Source organism: Photorhabdus heterorhabditis (assembly GCF_018448905.1).
Classification (GTDB): domain Bacteria; phylum Pseudomonadota; class Gammaproteobacteria; order Enterobacterales; family Enterobacteriaceae; genus Photorhabdus; species Photorhabdus heterorhabditis.
Genome location: NZ_RCWA01000050.1, coordinates 1 through 16,557, shown reverse-complemented (window position 1 = coordinate 16,557; position 16,557 = coordinate 1). Strand labels below are relative to the sequence as shown.

13 protein-coding genes and 1 pseudogene are annotated in these 16,557 nt (G+C 41.1%); 8 read left to right on the top strand and 6 right to left on the bottom strand.

Annotated features, from left to right (window positions below; translation table 11 throughout):
* Positions 1–85 precede the first annotated feature (85 nt).
* The 3 genes from EAE89_RS20360 (at position 86) to aqpZ (ending at position 2,203) form a co-directional block, all read left to right on the top strand.
* Entirely contained in the window at positions 86–424 is a 339-nt protein-coding gene (locus EAE89_RS20360) for a hypothetical protein (protein ID WP_054480459.1), read from the top strand.
* A gap of 215 nt (positions 425–639) precedes the next feature.
* On the top strand, positions 640–1,077 hold the full coding sequence (locus tag EAE89_RS20355) for a universal stress protein (protein WP_054480458.1): 438 nt from the start codon (positions 640–642) through the stop codon (positions 1,075–1,077).
* 430 nt (positions 1,078–1,507) lie between these two features.
* Entirely contained in the window at positions 1,508–2,203 is a 696-nt protein-coding gene (gene aqpZ / locus EAE89_RS20350; protein WP_054480457.1) for an aquaporin Z, read from the top strand.
* Positions 2,204–2,296: 93 nt separating this feature from the next.
* Here the strand turns inward: aqpZ and EAE89_RS23805 are convergent.
* Positions 2,297–2,416: pseudogene (locus EAE89_RS23805) on the bottom strand (IS110 family transposase); the annotation flags it as partial.
* A gap of 296 nt (positions 2,417–2,712) precedes the next feature.
* On the opposite strand from EAE89_RS23805, the gene EAE89_RS20345 reads away from it, so the two are divergent.
* Both EAE89_RS20345 and EAE89_RS20340 read left to right on the top strand, forming a co-directional pair.
* On the top strand, positions 2,713–3,690 hold the full coding sequence (locus EAE89_RS20345) for an endonuclease (protein ID WP_420806689.1): 978 nt from the start codon (positions 2,713–2,715) through the stop codon (positions 3,688–3,690).
* A gap of 589 nt (positions 3,691–4,279) precedes the next feature.
* Positions 4,280–8,914 carry a non-ribosomal peptide synthetase gene (locus tag EAE89_RS20340; protein WP_214086504.1) on the top strand — a complete coding sequence of 1,545 codons (4,635 nt, stop codon included), beginning with the start codon at positions 4,280–4,282 and terminating at the stop codon, positions 8,912–8,914.
* Between the two features lie 110 nt (positions 8,915–9,024).
* Here EAE89_RS20340 and EAE89_RS20335 read toward each other — a convergent pair whose 3' ends face one another.
* The 5 genes from EAE89_RS20335 to EAE89_RS20315 all read right to left on the bottom strand — a co-directional run bounded on the left by EAE89_RS20335 (position 9,025) and on the right by EAE89_RS20315 (position 13,775).
* Positions 9,025–9,867 carry a siderophore-interacting protein gene (locus tag EAE89_RS20335; RefSeq protein WP_149617270.1) on the bottom strand — a complete coding sequence of 281 codons (843 nt, stop codon included), beginning with the start codon at positions 9,865–9,867 and terminating at the stop codon, positions 9,025–9,027.
* A gap of 137 nt (positions 9,868–10,004) precedes the next feature.
* Positions 10,005–11,093, bottom strand: coding sequence for an ATP-binding protein (locus EAE89_RS20330; protein ID WP_235525509.1), 1,089 nt, complete (start codon positions 11,091–11,093; stop codon positions 10,005–10,007).
* A 208-nt stretch (positions 11,094–11,301) separates the two neighbouring features.
* On the bottom strand, positions 11,302–11,460 hold the full coding sequence (locus tag EAE89_RS20325) for a DUF2474 domain-containing protein (RefSeq protein ID WP_072161917.1): 159 nt from the start codon (positions 11,458–11,460) through the stop codon (positions 11,302–11,304).
* Positions 11,441–12,448, bottom strand: a complete 1,008-nt coding sequence (gene cydB, locus EAE89_RS20320) for a cytochrome d ubiquinol oxidase subunit II (RefSeq protein ID WP_149617268.1) — start codon at positions 12,446–12,448, stop codon at positions 11,441–11,443. The genes EAE89_RS20325 and cydB overlap by 20 nt, the downstream gene beginning before the upstream one ends.
* Entirely contained in the window at positions 12,438–13,775 is a 1,338-nt protein-coding gene (locus EAE89_RS20315; protein ID WP_214086503.1) for a cytochrome ubiquinol oxidase subunit I, read from the bottom strand. The genes cydB and EAE89_RS20315 overlap by 11 nt, the downstream gene beginning before the upstream one ends.
* Positions 13,776–13,904: 129 nt before the next feature.
* On the opposite strand from EAE89_RS20315, the gene EAE89_RS20310 reads away from it, so the two are divergent.
* From EAE89_RS20310 to vapC, 3 genes are all read left to right on the top strand, one after another.
* Positions 13,905–15,323, top strand: a complete 1,419-nt coding sequence (locus EAE89_RS20310) for an aminotransferase-like domain-containing protein (RefSeq protein ID WP_054480450.1) — start codon at positions 13,905–13,907, stop codon at positions 15,321–15,323.
* Between the two features lie 219 nt (positions 15,324–15,542).
* Positions 15,543–15,773, top strand: coding sequence for a type II toxin-antitoxin system VapB family antitoxin (gene vapB, locus EAE89_RS20305; RefSeq protein WP_054480449.1), 231 nt, complete (start codon positions 15,543–15,545; stop codon positions 15,771–15,773).
* Entirely contained in the window at positions 15,773–16,174 is a 402-nt protein-coding gene (vapC, locus tag EAE89_RS20300) for a type II toxin-antitoxin system tRNA(fMet)-specific endonuclease VapC (RefSeq protein WP_054480448.1), read from the top strand. Before vapB ends, vapC begins: the two co-directional genes overlap by 1 nt.
* Positions 16,175–16,557: the final 383 nt, after the last annotated feature.

The window sequence follows — 16,557 nt, the reverse complement described above, 5'->3', positions numbered from 1 at the left end:
TTAAGGCTATGTTGTTATATTTTAGTTGACTTTATTTTCATTGGATTTGGTGTGATTATGTAAACGTGTTGAGAGTGAACTAATCGTGGAAAAATTTACTGATAAACTGATTCGGTTGGATCATTTTTTATGGCGAGTAGCTCGTTTTTATCTTATTGCCGCAACATTTTTCTTTATTGGGATAATTCCGGGTGTACTGGGGTTTTATCTGATAGAAGGGCACTCATTTTCTGAATCTGTACTTAACTCTTTATCTATGCTTGGTGCACAGGGATTAGATCCTGCCCCTGTCAGCTTATCGGGTAAATATTTTATTGCCATATATGGGTTGTTTCTAGAAAGTGTGTTCTTTATCACTTTGGGGCTGGTTGTAACACCTTTTATTCACCGAATTTTACATAAATGGCATCTTGACTCTGAGTAATCGAGTAATTTGTTTGATTTAGTTAAACAACTCACAGCAAATAATGGAATATTTCATATACTCAATAAAGTAGCTCGGTTTGGTATATTCAATTTGCAGCGCGGCGGCAAGAGAATGCATCCCCAGGAGCATAGATAACGATGTGACTGGGGTAAGTGAAAGTAGCCAACAAAGCAGCAACTTGAAGGATGAAGGGTATAAATATAGGAGTGCATATGTACAAGACTATTTTAGTACCGGTAGAAATTTCAGAGGATGAATTGACCGATAAAGCGATTGCACATGCAGAGTATTTGGCTAAGTTGTCTAATGCTAATATCCATCTTTTCCATTCCGTTCCTGATATATCAAGATTTTCAATTAGTTATAGTTATCAGTATGACTTACTCAACTCTTTTGCTAAGAAATCCATTGCCAGATCAAAAGAAGAACTGGCAAAAGTTGCTGAAAAAATAGATTTACCAAAGGAACGGGTATCTTTCTCTGTAGCCTTTGGTTCACCGAGGGATAAAGTATTATCGACAGCGGGTGAAATTAATGCAGATTTAATCATTATTGGTTCCAGACGACCTAATATTTCTACCCATTTATTGGGTTCAAATGCTTCAGGGATTGTCGGATACGCAAATATTTCAGTTTTAGTAGTCAGATGAGTTATCTATCCAGTAATGAGAAAGTCACTTATTGTATATACCCAATAGATTTCAAGTTGCAGTGCGGCGGCAAGAGAACGCAGCCAACAAAGCAGCAGCTTGAAAGATGAAGGGTATAGTATCAATTGCTTAAGAATACCTATGTGATAATCCGGTGCTAATGTTTTTTGCGCCGGATTTTTCTATTTTAAAACGGAATATTGCATTTATTCTGGGGATAGTTGCTTTTAAGTTGCCTCATTCTCATTAAAAAACTGATCCACACAGGATTAATGCTGGGTTGAATACCATGTTTAAAGCGAGTATCAGGCAATGATGCTGCATAAATTGGTGACTTATGTGTTTATGGCAAAAATAAGCGTGATTTTAATTTATTGGCTATAGTTAATTTTAGCGAGGTAGCTCTTTGATGACTGGATGAGGATAAAACATGTTAAGAAAATTAGCAGCTGAATTATTTGGAACGTTCGTTTTGGTTTTTGGCGGATGTGGTAGTGCAGTATTAGCTGCCGGATTTCCTGAATTAGGTGTTGGTTTTGTTGGTGTAGCTTTAGCATGTGGTTTAGCCGTTTTGACTATGATATATGCAGTAGGGCATATTTCTGGGGGGCATTTCAATCCAGCAGTGACAATTGGTCTGTGGGCTGGTGGTCGTTTCAGAGCAGCAGAAATCATCCCTTATATTATTGCCCAAGTCATAGGCGGTATTCTTGCGGCGGCAGTGTTGTATGTTATTGCTTCTGGGCAGGCTGGTTTTGATGCGACAGCCAGTGGTTTTGCTGCCAATGGTTATGGTGAACATTCACCTGGTGGTTTTTCGCTTCAGTCAGCTATTGTTGCTGAAATTGTTTTAACAGCTATTTTCCTGATGGTTATTATTGGTGCGACAGATAAACGAGCACCTGTAGGTTTTGCGCCATTAGCAATAGGTCTGGCGTTGACTGTCATTCATTTGATTAGCATTCCTGTCACAAATACCTCAGTCAATCCTGCACGAAGTACTGCTTCTGCTATATTCCAGAATACCTGGGCTTTAGAACAGTTATGGCTATTTTGGGTGATGCCGATTATTGGTGGGATTGTTGGTGGTGTAATTTATAGGCTCTTATTGGCTGAAAAAGAATAACTTTTACTGACGGCTACCTTGCTGAAAGTCATGCGGTCTATTTTTCTGAAATAAGGGTACTTACTGGCAGCATATAAGTAACTGTCTTTCACTTTAAACCGTGTGGAGTGATTTGTCCCACGGTTTATTTGTTTTTACCATGGCATAGAGAATGACCCGTAATTTACACATACAAGCAATGATTGCGATTTTATTAGGCTTGCTGCTATCAGTCTTATTATTTTTTGTTCTTTCTTTAAAGCATAATCTATGTATTGATTTAATAATACTCAATTGACCATACTTTATTCTGCTCGTTCTGGCATCAATTATCTGTTGTCTGGCAAAATTAGAGTGATATTTCAACCTGTTTATTGAATAGCCTTTCGTTTTAAAAAGAGTGTTAAGAAGAAATGCAAAGAAATAATGTTTGTCTTATAGGTCGGTTGTAAGGCAACATAATAGGGAAAGATCAAAACGATATTTTTAATAAATAGGATTTATCATTGAAACAGAAAATTAATTTTGGAATAATTTATATTGGGTGTGTTAGTTTAATCATTCCACTATCTTCCTTTGCCGCTCCAGCTACCTTTGAACAAGCTAAAGTGGAACTGCGTAACCGCATATATCACGATCAATTTAAGTCAGAGGAAGGGACACTTTATTGTGGCTGTCATTGGCAATGGACAGGTAAGAGCGGTGGGCGTGTAATTCTTCCTTCGTGTGGTTATCAAGTCAGGTCACAACAGAACCGTGCTGAACGGATTGAATGGGAACATATTGTTCCTGCCTGGGTTTTTGGTCATCAGCGACAATGTTGGAAAAATGGCGGGAGGAAAAATTGTGTCTCTTCAGATCCTGTTTTCAGGTCAATGGAATCTGATATGTATAATTTGGCTCCATCAATTGGGGAGGTTAATGGTGATCGTAGTAATTTCAGTTATGGAATGTTATCGAAAAGTATGCCGAATGTTTATGGTCGCTGTACCAGTAAAGTTGATTTTGAATCTCGCACGTTCGAACCTAGAGATGAGGTAAAAGGTCAGGTAGCTCGGATTAGTTTTTATATGCACGATCACTACAATCTTTCTATGTCCCGCCAACAACAACAATTATTTATGGCTTGGGATCGTCAGTATCCACCGAGTAAATGGGAACGGGAAAGGGATAACCGAATTGCCAGTATTATGGGGCATCATAATCCTTTTGTTACCGGTGAGCAGAAATGGGAGTTGTGGCATAAGAACTCTGCTGCTGGTATTCCACAAGCAGAGCAAAGAAAAGGGGTGGGAAACAATAACCAAACAGATAGCAGGAAAAAACTGACGTCATCAGATACACCACGTACAGGATTAATTAAAGGCAATAACAATAGCAAAATTTATCATTTTTCCCATTGTTCGGGGTATAAGATGATTATGGAGAAGAATGCCATTTATTTTAAAACAGAAACTGAGGCAAAAAATGCCGGTTTTCGCCTCGCTCAAAATTGTAAGGGTACTTAATAGAACAGATAATTAACGATACCCTTCATCTTTCAAGCTGCTGCTTTGTTGGCTGCGTTCACTTACCCCAGTCACATAGTTATCTATGCTCCTGGGGATGCGTTCACTTGCCGCCGCGCTGCAACTCGAAATCTATTGGGTATAGGCTCCCGGGGATTTGCTCCCTTGCCGTCGCGATCCATCTTGAAATCCATAGGGTATATAATTAATTATTGTTTTGAGAAGGATATTTAAGTTAATAATATTCTTATTATCTTATTATCTTATTATCTTATTATCTTATTATCTTATTATCTTATTATCTTATTATCTTATTATCTTATTATCTTAATTCTTTTATTAATAGATCTGAGGTTTGTGTTAAATATCACTCATCATATTATACTTATAATGAGTGATATTTTATTTTGTGTGATGATGGTTGGAGTTAATTTTATGGATATATTGGTATAGCATAGAGAATTAAATTATCAGATTGTATAGAATAAATTTATTATAAGAATAGCTAGTGATAATTTCACCAGTTGCAACGTTATCAGTTAAACATATTTTCTTAGGTATTGATTCAATAAACTTGGATACTATTATTATGCAAAATTTGCCGATAAATAGAAGTGATTTATTATATGAAAAACCAGGCAAGTCTCATGAGCTTATTATGGCTTTTGGTCTTGGTGTCGATCTGCCTGAAAGTAACCCACTTGAGAGTTGTCAGTATGATGAGTATCAGATGAAATTGTCTGCAAAGTTGACGGAAGCGTTACGTTTGCAGGCGGATCGATCAGGTGTTGGTTTAACTAGTTTATGCCATCTTGCTTGGGGAGTCGTATTAGCAAAATACAGTGTACAGCAACAGGTTATGACTGGCACATTGCAATATTATCAATCGGACTTTGGTATTTTCCCCCTGTTTCTGGATATTGAAGAAGGAAGTGTGAGTGATCTATTATTGGATATCAATGAATATTTATCGCAATTGTTAATGATTCCCACTAATATCTATTCTACAGCAACGAAATTTACTGCCCTTATTCATTATCAATCACATTATAATAGAATTGAGCATTTTGATGAGATGAATGCCCCGTTAATGCTGATTATTAATGATGATGGCAACAGTTTAAAACTGACAACCCGGCTGATAGCAATGTCCAGAGTTTCAGCTTTACAGTTATCCGGTTATTTGCAACAAGCATTACAGCAATTGGTTTGGGTATTAAGTGAACAACCCACAATGGCTGTGAGTCAATTGAATATTCTGCCATTGGCTGAGCGAAGATTATTATTGGAAACCTGGAATGCAACACAAACCGAATATCCAACCGAATGTTGTGTCCACCATCTCTTTGAACAGCAAGTTGCCGCTTCACCGGATGCTACTGCGCTGATATTTTCGGGGGAAAAATTGAGTTATGCGCAGTTGAATCGACAGGCAAATCAGCTGGCTCATTATCTGATCATGAATGGGGTAGTACCTGACAGTTTGGTTGCTCTTTGTGTTGAACGAAGTCCAGCTATGATTATTGGTTTGCTGGCTATTTTAAAAGCGGGCGGCGGTTATGTGCCACTTGATCCAGATTATCCGTCAGAAAGGCTGAGTTATATTCTGGAGGATGCAAAACCTGTGTTGGTATTACATGATATTGCTGGTGGTGCTGCATTAAAAAATTATTTTAAAACGGCAAATAATAATCTGGATATGGGGCAGTTATCACTAACGGGTTTATCACAAGAAAATCCTGATGTAGCAGAATTAACTACTCATCATCTGGCATATGTCATTTACACATCAGGATCAACCGGGCAACCGAAAGGCGTTATGGTTGAACAGGGTAATGTTGTTAATTTTTTACTGACCATGACGGACAAGCTATTATTTTCAAAACAGGAGAGAGTTCTGTTTTCTACTACCATATCGTTTGATATTGTTGCAGTGGAAATATATTTGCCTTTGATTAATGGAGCTACCGTTTTTATCGCGCCTAAGAAATTATTCCTGAATAAAGAAGTGTTAATAAAGACTATCACTGATAATCAGATCACGATGATTCAGGCAACACCTTCTACTTATAATTTAGTGGTGGATGAGGAGCACGCTTCTTTTAAAGGTGTAAAAATATTGTGTGGTGGCGAAATAATGCCAACCAGTTTGGTCGGTAAATTATCTGAAAAGAGCCACGATATTTGGAATTTATATGGGCCAACAGAAACTGCAGTTTGGTCTACGGTTTACCATCTTAGTAATGAAAACAATGAGAAGGTAAGTTCCGTATCGATAGGGAAACCTGTTGCAAATACCTTTATTTATCTGCTAGATGACCAACAACAACCAGTGCCTTTAGGTGCTATTGGCGAGATGTATATTGGCGGGGCTGGTGTGACGCGTGGTTATCTGAATCGTACGGAACTGACAGCAGAACGCTTTTTAGCTGATCCTTTTAATTCACAACCGGGTTGCCGTATGTACCGTACTGGCGATTTGGTACGTTATGCTCATGATGGAAATATTGAATATATTGGTCGTAATGACTTTCAGGTGAAAATTCGGGGCTTTCGTATTGAACTGGGTGAAATAGAAGCTCGTATTAATGCGCATCCGTCTGTGCTGGAATCAATTGTTGTTACTACTGAAGCAGAAAGGGGGAATAAAGGATTAGTGGCTTATGTTGTTATTTCCCCTGAATTGGCAACTGCGCAGGTTTCAGAAACTTTACGTGATTATCTGTTATCTAGCCTGCCGGAATATATGGTACCCGCTGCCTTTGTGGTGTTAGCGAATTTTCCATTAACACCCAATGGTAAGCTTGACCGTAAAGCACTACCGGCTCCCAATGCTTCGAACTATCAACGGCAAAATTATGAAGCTCCACAAGGGGAAAAAGAATCTTTGTTGGCAGGAACTTGGGCTGAATTACTTGGACTTAAACAGATTGGTCGCCATGATAATTTCTTTGCTCTCGGTGGTAACTCGTTGTTAGTTGTACAGTTGATAGGGCAGTTAAGAAAGCAAGAATATGTAGTACAACAGGCAGGAACACTGTTTTCCACGCCAATACTGTCGGAACAGGCATTGTTGCTGGAAAAGGCCGATTCGCTAACGATTCCGGCTAATTTAATTGATGTTGCATGTGAACGGATCACGCCAGAAATGTTGCCACTGGTTGATATCAGTCAGGCCGATATTGATATGTTGGTCAGTCAAGTTCCGGGTGGGGTTAGTAATATTCAAGATATCTACGCCTTATCACCACTACAAGAGAGGTTTTTGTTTTACCACTTGATGGCGCAACGGGGTGATCCTTATCAAATGATGCTCCGAATGGTATTTAATGATCGCAATAGTCTGGATACCTATATTGACGCTATGCAGCAGATGATTAACCGTCACGATATTTTACGTACTGCTTTTTTTGTTGAAGGATTGGCTTGTGGCCCGGTTCAGGTGGTCCTTAGAAATGCACCATTGCAGGTGATAGAGGTAACGCTTTCTGCAACATCGACAGATTCCTTTATTGAACAGCTCACTGCATATCACACTATTTCTGATCACCAGTTTGTACTGCATGATGCGCCATTATTGCGCTTGATTGTGGCACGAGAGCTAGGTAGTGAACGCTGGCTGGCTCAGGAAATTATTCATCATTTGCTGGCAGATCATACGACACAGGAAGTCATGCGTCGTGAGATAGGTTATTTTCTATTCGGTCAGGGAAGCTTGCTGCCAGAAACTGTGCCGTATCGTAACTTGATTGCTCATTCTCGCCAGGCGAATGAGAGTAAAGCTTATGAATCTTATTTCCGCCAGATGTTGGCTAATATTGATGAGCCTACTGTGCCATTTAGTTTTTATGATTCCATGCTGGGGGATGAGCCGCTTGATGAATATTATATTGAGTTACCAATGGAACTGAGTAAAACCTTACGAGAGCTGGCTTGCCGGCACAAAGTTAGTTTGGCCAGTTTGGTGCATTTGGGTTGGGGGCTGGTGTTGGCAAAAAGCAGTGAACGGCAACAGGTTGTGACGGGTACCATACTGCTTGGACGTATGGGTAGTGACACGGGGGCAGAACAGAGCGCAGGGCTGTTTATTAACTTTTTGCCATTACGGATGGATATTGATGAACAGAGTGTGACAGATGCGTTAATCCAAACCCATGAGCGTTTATCGCAACTGCTTGCTTATGAGCATATCCCATTGACGGATGTGCAGCGTTGCAGTGGTGTGCCTGCACCGGCTCCGCTGTTTTCATCCCTTATTAATTACCGTCATCGTAGTCTAATTGATGGGGAACAACCTGCTCTGTCCAATTGGCCTAATGTGGAGATTTTGGGAATAGATGAAAGGTGTAACTACCCAGTGATTCTCTCGATAGAAGATGATGGTGATAGCTTAGGATTAACCGCGCAGGTTGTGGTCACAGCTCCGCTTTCTGCTGCCGGTTTATGTGACTATGTCCAGCAGGCGTTGGCACAGTTGGCTTGGGCATTAAATGAACAGCCGACCCAGCCCATATCTCGCCTTAATGTTTTACCACCGGATGAACTTACATTGTTACGGCAAGGAGGGAATCGAACTCAGGCGAAGGATCGAAATGGTGTGGGCGGTCATGGTGATAACGACAATATTGAATATATTGGATGCCATGATCATCAAGTTAAAATCTGGGGTTTTCATACTGAGTTACGGGAAATTGAGGGATTACTGGAAGCGTATAATGGTATTCATCAGGCGGTAGTTATTGCCAGAAACGATATCGGGGATAGCTTATGTTTAGTGGCTTATCTCACGTTGTCTGAGGGTTTTTTTGATGAAAATCTGGTTAAAAAATTACGTTATTATCTCTGTCAACATTTTCCGCCGCATATGATACCCGTGGCTTATGTGGTACTCGAATCTCTACCGCTAATGCCAAACGGTAAAGTAGATCGAAAAGCCTTATCTCATTCTGATTCATCTAGTTATCGACATTCACATTATGAGCAGCCAGAAAATGAGCTTGAAGAGATGTTAGCTAGGATCTGGAGCGAGCTTCTCGCCGTTGATAAGGTAGGTCGAAACGATAATTTCTTCCACTTAGGTGGACAGTCATTATTGGTTGTAAGATTTGTATTCAGGTTACAAGAGGAGATAGGATTCCTTTTGCCATTCTCATTTGTTTTCAAAAACCCAGTACTCAGCGATCTTGCTGATAACATTAGCATTTCTTTGGTTAAGAAAAGGTAGGGGATGGAATAAGTGTATTGAATAAACTTGTAGGAACACGCCGTTGGCGTTTCGCTGGCGTGATCCCTTGAGTTTTTCACTCATCAGTGTTTGGTGGTTGATGTTATGTATTAATCGTTCCTATTCATCATCATCACTTCATCGCGTAAGTCGTGATAACCATCTTCGTTAAAGCCATATCTCCAATAGGGGATGGCGCATAGTTGGTGGCGTTCATAACCTTTTTCACGGCGAACATAGCGACGAAGTTCTTTTACCAATTTATCTTCACCTGCGAGCCAGAAAGTGACATCTTCTGTGGGTAATGACCAGGACTTGAACTCGGATACGATATCGTTGGTGACTTTAACATTGCCAACTACCCAATGGATTGATATTCCTTCAGGTTTTTTCAGATCTTGAATATCCAGTTCACTTTCGACACGAATAATCACTTGCCCGGTAGCATCTGGGTTGTTGATTGTCTCTAATAAAGCCGCAATTGCGGGCAAGGCACTGGGGTCGCCAGCCATATAGTAGTGACTGACTGTTGGCAGCAATGGATCAGGGCCACCGGGGTTGGTAATGCCTATCCAGTCACCGATTTTGGCTCTATAAGCAAATTCCACAGCGGGACCTCCACCGTGATGCAATGCAAACTCAATATCGATCTCTTTTTGTTCGGTACGGAGAGCCCGAACGGAGTAAGCACGGGTAATTGGACGAAATTCATCTGCAGGCCATACCGGGCCGTCTGGGGATAAGGTGGGTAATATCGGTTTTGTTTGTCCCGGAAGCGGTAAGAATATTTTTAAAAGTCCACCCTCACATTCAGTCGGATAACTATCGAGACATTCACTTTCGAAAGTAATCCTTCGCATATTGGGTGTCACATCAAAAATGTTTTTTACTTGAACAAGTCTCGGTGGGGCAGGGCGATAAATGTTCTTTTCTTCAATTGGTTTAGTAGTCACGTAAAATTTCCTCTGGAAAGCGTACTTTTTTAATTATCAGGTATGACCAAATTTAGTGTAACAGCAATTGACGCAAATGCTAATTATTATCATTCAAGAAGCTGCGTCATATTTATAATTTGGTTTCATATTCTTTTTCAGTCTAATAAAAACTGAATTTCTATTTCTGTACCGCCTTGTTTACGATTTTTTATCTGTAATTGCCCACCCATGATGTTAACCCTGTCTTGTATAATAGCTAGCCCAAATCTGTTTTTATTGATGGCATTCAGATTGATTCCTCGGCCATTGTCACTGACAACGGCAATGATTTTGTTATCGATAGAATCAATATGGACGCTGATCCAGTTTGCATCAGAATGTTTGTAACAGTTATTCAAACATTCTCTGATAATTTGTATCAAGTGTTTACTGTAATTGTCAGAGATGTGCTGATATGTCAGCAGGTAATTGAACTCAATATTGAAGCTCAAACGGTGGTTAAATTCGTTAACCAGAGCTTGTAAAGATTCTTGTAGATTGCATTGGGGTTGTTCATTCCGAAAGGCGGCAAGTAATTCTCTTAGTTGACAGTAAGCGATATTCAACTCATCTTTAATCATATTTAGTGAGGCTAAACTTTGCTTGGATAAATTATCACTACATATATACAGGCAATTAACTTGGATCTTAAGGAAAGAGAGCGATTGGGCAATTGAATCATGGAGTTCACGGGAAATAGATGCTCTTTCTGCTGCTAACATGCTTCGCTGATGGCACTGGATTTGGTTTTCCCGGAACAACTTATTTGTTATTAAGGCAACGACATCCTGAACCAGGTTTTTTTCATCTGGAGTAAGATCACTATTTCTATGTGTCTTTATCCAGAGTGTTCCATAGTTATCAATATTATCATCCAGATTCCACCTCATTGTCAGAGGCATATCGAAATAAGGACACTGGTGGGGGTTACGGAAAAAATATTCTTGTTGTGAGGGATAAAGGATGATTTTGGCTTCACAGAAAGGGATCAGGCGGCTGAGATGAGAAAAAATCTCGGGAAGCTTTTCAGGCAAAAGCTTGCAATTTTGTATTTTGAAATGGCTTTGGCAGAGAAAATCCAGGTAGCCGTTTTTTTGTTTCAATGCATTAATTTCTGCTTTGTATCTTGAATGTTGCCATTCTTTAACAGGAGTAGAGTTATGTACCACTCTTATCAGAAAATACACATTTGTAATACTTAACATGATCAGTAACGGTAGAATTAAATCTGGAATTGATGGTTTGTTAATCAATAACAGTATAAAAAGTAAAAATAAATTTATAACAGAGTTGATCACAAACAGTTTTTGGTTTTTGAATATGGTGTTATTTGAACTTGTTTTCATCAGGTTAAGATTCCGTTCTGCAATACTGATGAAAACTTTAGCTCAATTTATTAAATAGTGTTAACAATTACTTTAATTTCATGCCTGCTGCTGTCATCAAAAGGCGAAATAAGCTGGATACAGCATAAAGTGTCATCACACTGCAACACCAGATCATGACCATCCAGCCTATCCGTTTCCATACGGAAGGGCGTGGGGTATTTGGATTAGTGGTAGCCTTGTTCATGGTTAACTTTCCCCCGAAAAACATAATAGCTCCAGTAGGTATAAACCAGAATCACTGGGATAATAAGCAGGGCACCGACCAGCATAAAACCTAAACTCTGTGGTGGTGCTGCTGCCGCTTCGTAACTGATTGCTGGTGGGATCAGGTTAGGCCAGATACTGATACCTAATCCACTGTAGCCAAGGAAAATTAGCAACAGTGCTAACAGAAACGGTGTGTAGTGTGCTTTGCGTTTAACTGAATGCAGTAATTTCCAGCCGGACCAGACAACTAACAATGGCACAGGCAGGAAGAACAGCAAATTAGGTAAGCTAAACCAGCGTTCAGCAATTGTTGGATGAGTTAATGGTGTCCACAAACTGATTATGGCGATAACACCCAGCATCAGAAAAATGAGCGGACGGGCGACACGGTACATCTCCTGTTGTAGATGGCCTTCCGTTTTCATAATCAGCCAGCCACAGCCTAACAGCGCGTAGGCAATGAGAAGCCCAAAACCGCAGAACAGTGGAAAGGGGGAGAACCAGTCAAAAGATCCCCCCGTATAAGTACGGTTTTCAACGGGGAATCCCTGTATAAAGGCGCCAACTACAACCCCCTGAACGAACGTGGCAATAACAGAGCCACTGATAAAGGCTTTATCCCAGATATGGCGGTGCTCAGGAGATGATTTGAAACGAAATTCAAAAGCAACACCGCGGAATATCAGGCCGAATAACATTAATGTCAGAGGAATCGCCAGAGCATCAAGGATAACGGCATAAGCCAGAGGAAAGGCACCGAATAAACCTGCTCCCCCAAGTACCAGCCAGGTTTCATTACCATCCCAGACGGGGGCAATACTGTTCATCATTAAATCACGGTCACTGTTACTTTTAACCGTGGGATAGAGCAGTCCAATGCCAAGATCAAAACCATCCATCACAATGTACATCATGGTACTGAACACAATGATGATGAACCAGATTAACGGCAGATCAATACCCATTTTCTAACTCCTTTTGGGGTCCTTTTCGGATAAGTTTCATCATATAAGCGTAACCCACACCAAATACTGAGCTGTAAACCACGATGAAAAGTAGCAGACTGATACTCATATGCATTTCTCCGTGTGCAGATACCGCATCTTTGGTGCGTAACAGGCCATAAACTACCCATGGCTGGCGGCCTATTTCTGTGGTAAACCAACCAGCAAGAATGGCGATCAGGCCGGAAGGTGCCATCAAAAACATAAAACGCAGAAAGACTTTTGACTGATAAAGCTGCTTTTTATAGCGCAACCATAATCCCCAGCAGCCAGCAATGATCATCAACATACCAAGACCGACCATCACCCTGAATGACCAGAAAACCATCAGGGCATTTGGTCTGTCTTCCGGTGGAAATTCCTTAAGGGCTGGAACTTGCTTATCTATGCTGTGAGTCAAAATCAGGCTGGCAAGATAAGGAATTTCTACGGCATAACGCGTCTCTTCCCGTTCCATGTCAGGGACGCCAAATAGGATCAATGGCGTTGCTTCACCGGGAAGATTTTCCCAATGGCCTTCCATTGCGGCGACTTTGGCGGGTTGATGCTTGAGTGTATTAAGACCGTGAGCATCACCAATTAGTGCCTGTAAAGGAGCAATAACCAGAATCATCCACATCGACATAGATAGCATTTTTTTCATTGCGGTCGAGTCATTGCCTTTTAATAAATGCCATGCTGCTGAAGCTGCAATAAAGAATGCTGAAGCGAGGAATGCCGCAGTACACATATGAGCCAGACGGTATGGAAAGGAGGGATTAAATATTACTGCCAGCCAGTCGACGGGGACGACCTGATTATTGATAATTTCATGGCCTTGTGGGGTTTGCATCCAGCTATTGGATGCCAGTATCCAAAAGGTGGATATCAGCGTACCGAGAGCTACCATGCAGGTGGCTAAGAAATGTAATTTTTCACCTACACGGTTCCAGCCAAATAACATGACGCCAAGGAAGCCTGCCTCAAGAAAGAATGCAGTCAGTACTTCATAAGTCAGTAAGGAGCCGGTGATCGAACCAGCAAAATCGGAGAAAAAACTCCAGTTGGTGCCGAATTGATAAGCCATAACCAAACCGGAAACAACGCCCATCCCGAAGTTAACAGCAAAAATTTTCGACCAGAAATGATATAGCACTTTGTAATCGGTATTACGTGTTTTCAGCCATAATCCTTCCAGTACGGCTAAAAAACTTGCCAGCCCGATGGTAATCGCCGGAAAGATAATGTGAAAGGAAACGGTAAAAGCGAATTGAATTCTGGCCAGTTCAAAGGCACTTAAGCCAAACATAGTGACCTCTTATTTTAGTTTGAATAAAGGCGGGAAATGTGTGCAGTAAGTAAAGCATGGAAAAAGAGGCTATAATAGTGACAATTTTGTGTATATTAACTATAACAGTTTGTGGAGCGGTCTGAATTTATGAAGCGTTATGAACAATTTGCCAAGCAAATTCTCCGACATATTGAAGATGGTACTTGGTTGGTAGGGGATAAATTACCTTCACTGAGAGAATCAGTAAAACTATCGGGTTTGAGTTTGATGACTGTTGTTCAATCGTATCAGCTATTAGAGAGCCAGGGATGGATCATTTCTCGTCCCCAATCTGGTTATTATGTTGCTAAGCGTCTGCAACCCTTTGCTACGGCGAAAGGGGGAAAAAGGTTACATTTGAGTGAAAACGTGGAAATAAGCGCTTCTATTTTTGATGTCTTACAAGCGTGTAAAGATCCGTCGATTACCCCTTTTGGTTCAGCATTCCCGGACCCATCTCTATTGGTTCAGCCTAAACTTTCTAAAGCGTTAGCCGCAGTTGCAAGGCGAATAGCGCCGCATAGCTCTTTGGCGAATTTACCGCCGGGTAATGATAAGTTACGCCGTAATATATCGCGCCGCTATGCAATGCATGGCATTCATGTTTCTCCTGAAGAAATTGTGATTACCGCAGGTGCGATGGAATCGCTGAGTTGCAGTTTGCAGTCGGCTACGGAGCCGGGTGACTGGGTAGTGATTGAGTCGCCGGCTTTCTATGGTGCTTTGCAGGCAATTGAGCGTCTGCGCCTGAAAGCAGTGGCGATCAAAACTGATCCGCAAAATGGGATTGATTTGGATGCGCTGGAAGAGGTGGTGAAAAAATACCCAATAAAAGCCTGTTGGTTAATGACTCACTTTCAGAATCCGCTGGGGGGAACGATGTCTGCTGAAAATAAATTACGGTTGGTCAATATCCTTAACAATAATCAGGTTGTGTTAATTGAGGATGATGTGTATGGCGAGCTATATTTTGATCAGCAACGACCTGTACCGGCAAAAGCATTGGACCATGAAAATAACTTTATGCATTGCTCTTCGTTTTCCAAATGCCTGGCTCCGGGATACCGAGTGGGCTGGGTCGCAGCAGGAAAACATGCTAAGAAAATCCAGCAGTTACAAATGATGAGTACCGTTTCTGCCAGCATGCCGACGCAATTGGCAATTGCTGATTATCTTGCGGAAGGAGGATATGACAACCACTTACGCCGCCTTCGTCGCACATTGGAACAACGTCAGCATTTGATGTTACGGGCGATTGGTGACTATATGCCTGCTTCAGTAAAAGTAAATTGCCCTAAAGGCGGTTATTTTCTCTGGTTGGAATTTGAGCCTCGGTTCAGTGCACAGCGGCTTTACCAGCTAGCATTGGCGGAAGGGATTAGCATTGCACCTGGCAGCATGTTTTGTACCAGCGAACAATTTAACCATGCCTTTCGCCTGAATGCCTCTTTTGATTGGGATGATAAAATGGAACGTGCCATGCAAACTTTAGGTCATCTTTGTCATATGTTACATCTGGAGTGTTGAAATAAGAAAAATCAGGGATATCTGATTGATATATACCCAATAGATTTCAAGATGGATCGCGACGGCAAGGGAGCGAATCCCCGGGAGCATAGATAACTCTGTGACCGGGGTGAGTGAGTGCAGCCAACAAAGAGGCAACTTGAAAGATAACAGGTATATCTTTATTTTAGTGCTTATTATGGATATACATTAAGTATATCCCAATATGAGGAAAATTTTATGGTGCAAACAACGATATTTAAAAGCAACCGTTCTCAGGCGGTTCGACTTCCTAAAGTTGTCGCTTTTCCGGAAGATGTGAAGCGGGTTGATATCATTGCTGTAGGCCGTACTCGCATAATCACTCCGGTTGATGAGTCTTGGGATAGCTGGTTTGATGGCCCTGGTGTTACGGACGATTTTATGGCGGAGCGCGAGCAGCCGTCAGTACAAGAGCGTGAGGGGTTCTGATGCTGAAATACATGCTTGATACTTGTATTTGCATCTACACACTCAAGAACCGACCCCAGAAAGTGCGCAAAACTTTTCAGTTCTATCACGACCAGTTGTGTATTAGCACTGTGACATTGATGGAACTGATTAACGGTGCAGAGAAATCGGGAAATCCAAAAGCTAATATGATGGTACTTGAGGGATTTGTTGCTAGATTGGCGGTTTTGGATTTTGACAGTAAGGCTGCTGTACATGCCGGTCAGATTATTGCAGAACTCGAGCGGAGCGGTTTACGCATTGGGGCTTATGATCATCAAATAGCAGGGCACGCCAGAAGCCAGGGATTGATTATTGTAACCAATAATGTGCGAGAATTTGAACGGGTTGCTGGTCTTCGCGTTGAGAACTGGGTCAACTGAAAGTAATGGCATTGATTTATTGCCTGTTTGATGAAATGGATGGTGTCCACTTCACGCTTTTGTAGACACCATTTTAGGATTATTTCACCGCATTATTCTATACAAAGCGCTCTTACATTACTGCCTTGTTTTCTCCGAGTGGTCATACTGTTCATCCAATCTTCTAATGATACCTTCTGTGCTTTCTCGAATGCAGGTCTTACATTTATCCATGATTCGTACCTCAGGTTATATTCTGCTTGTGGCAGGAGATAACTAGGCTGTGTCCCTTAATATCAATTAATAGTATTATTATCTGATTGATTTCGATGCAGGAACAAAATAGTGGCACGTTACGACATTTCTGATGATGCTTGGATATTGATAGAATCTTGTTTGCCCCC

Excerpts from the sequence above, each read along its gene's own strand:
- aqpZ (WP_054480457.1), top strand. The coding sequence starts at position 1,508 with ATGTTAAGAAAATTAGCAGCTGAATTATTTGGAACGTTCGTTTTGGTT.
- EAE89_RS20315 (WP_214086503.1), bottom strand. The coding sequence starts at position 13,775 with ATGTTTGGCTTAAGTGCCTTTGAACTGGCCAGAATTCAATTCGCTTTT.
- vapB (WP_054480449.1), top strand. The coding sequence starts at position 15,543 with ATGGTGCAAACAACGATATTTAAAAGCAACCGTTCTCAGGCGGTTCGA.
- EAE89_RS20340 (WP_214086504.1), top strand. The coding sequence starts at position 4,280 with ATGCAAAATTTGCCGATAAATAGAAGTGATTTATTATATGAAAAACCA.
- EAE89_RS20330 (WP_235525509.1), bottom strand. The coding sequence starts at position 11,093 with ATGTTAAGTATTACAAATGTGTATTTTCTGATAAGAGTGGTACATAAC.
- cydB (WP_149617268.1), bottom strand. The coding sequence starts at position 12,448 with ATGGGTATTGATCTGCCGTTAATCTGGTTCATCATCATTGTGTTCAGT.
- EAE89_RS20310 (WP_054480450.1), top strand. The coding sequence starts at position 13,905 with ATGAAGCGTTATGAACAATTTGCCAAGCAAATTCTCCGACATATTGAA.
- EAE89_RS20325 (WP_072161917.1), bottom strand. The coding sequence starts at position 11,460 with ATGAACAAGGCTACCACTAATCCAAATACCCCACGCCCTTCCGTATGG.
- EAE89_RS20355 (WP_054480458.1), top strand. The coding sequence starts at position 640 with ATGTACAAGACTATTTTAGTACCGGTAGAAATTTCAGAGGATGAATTG.
- vapC (WP_054480448.1), top strand. The coding sequence starts at position 15,773 with ATGCTGAAATACATGCTTGATACTTGTATTTGCATCTACACACTCAAG.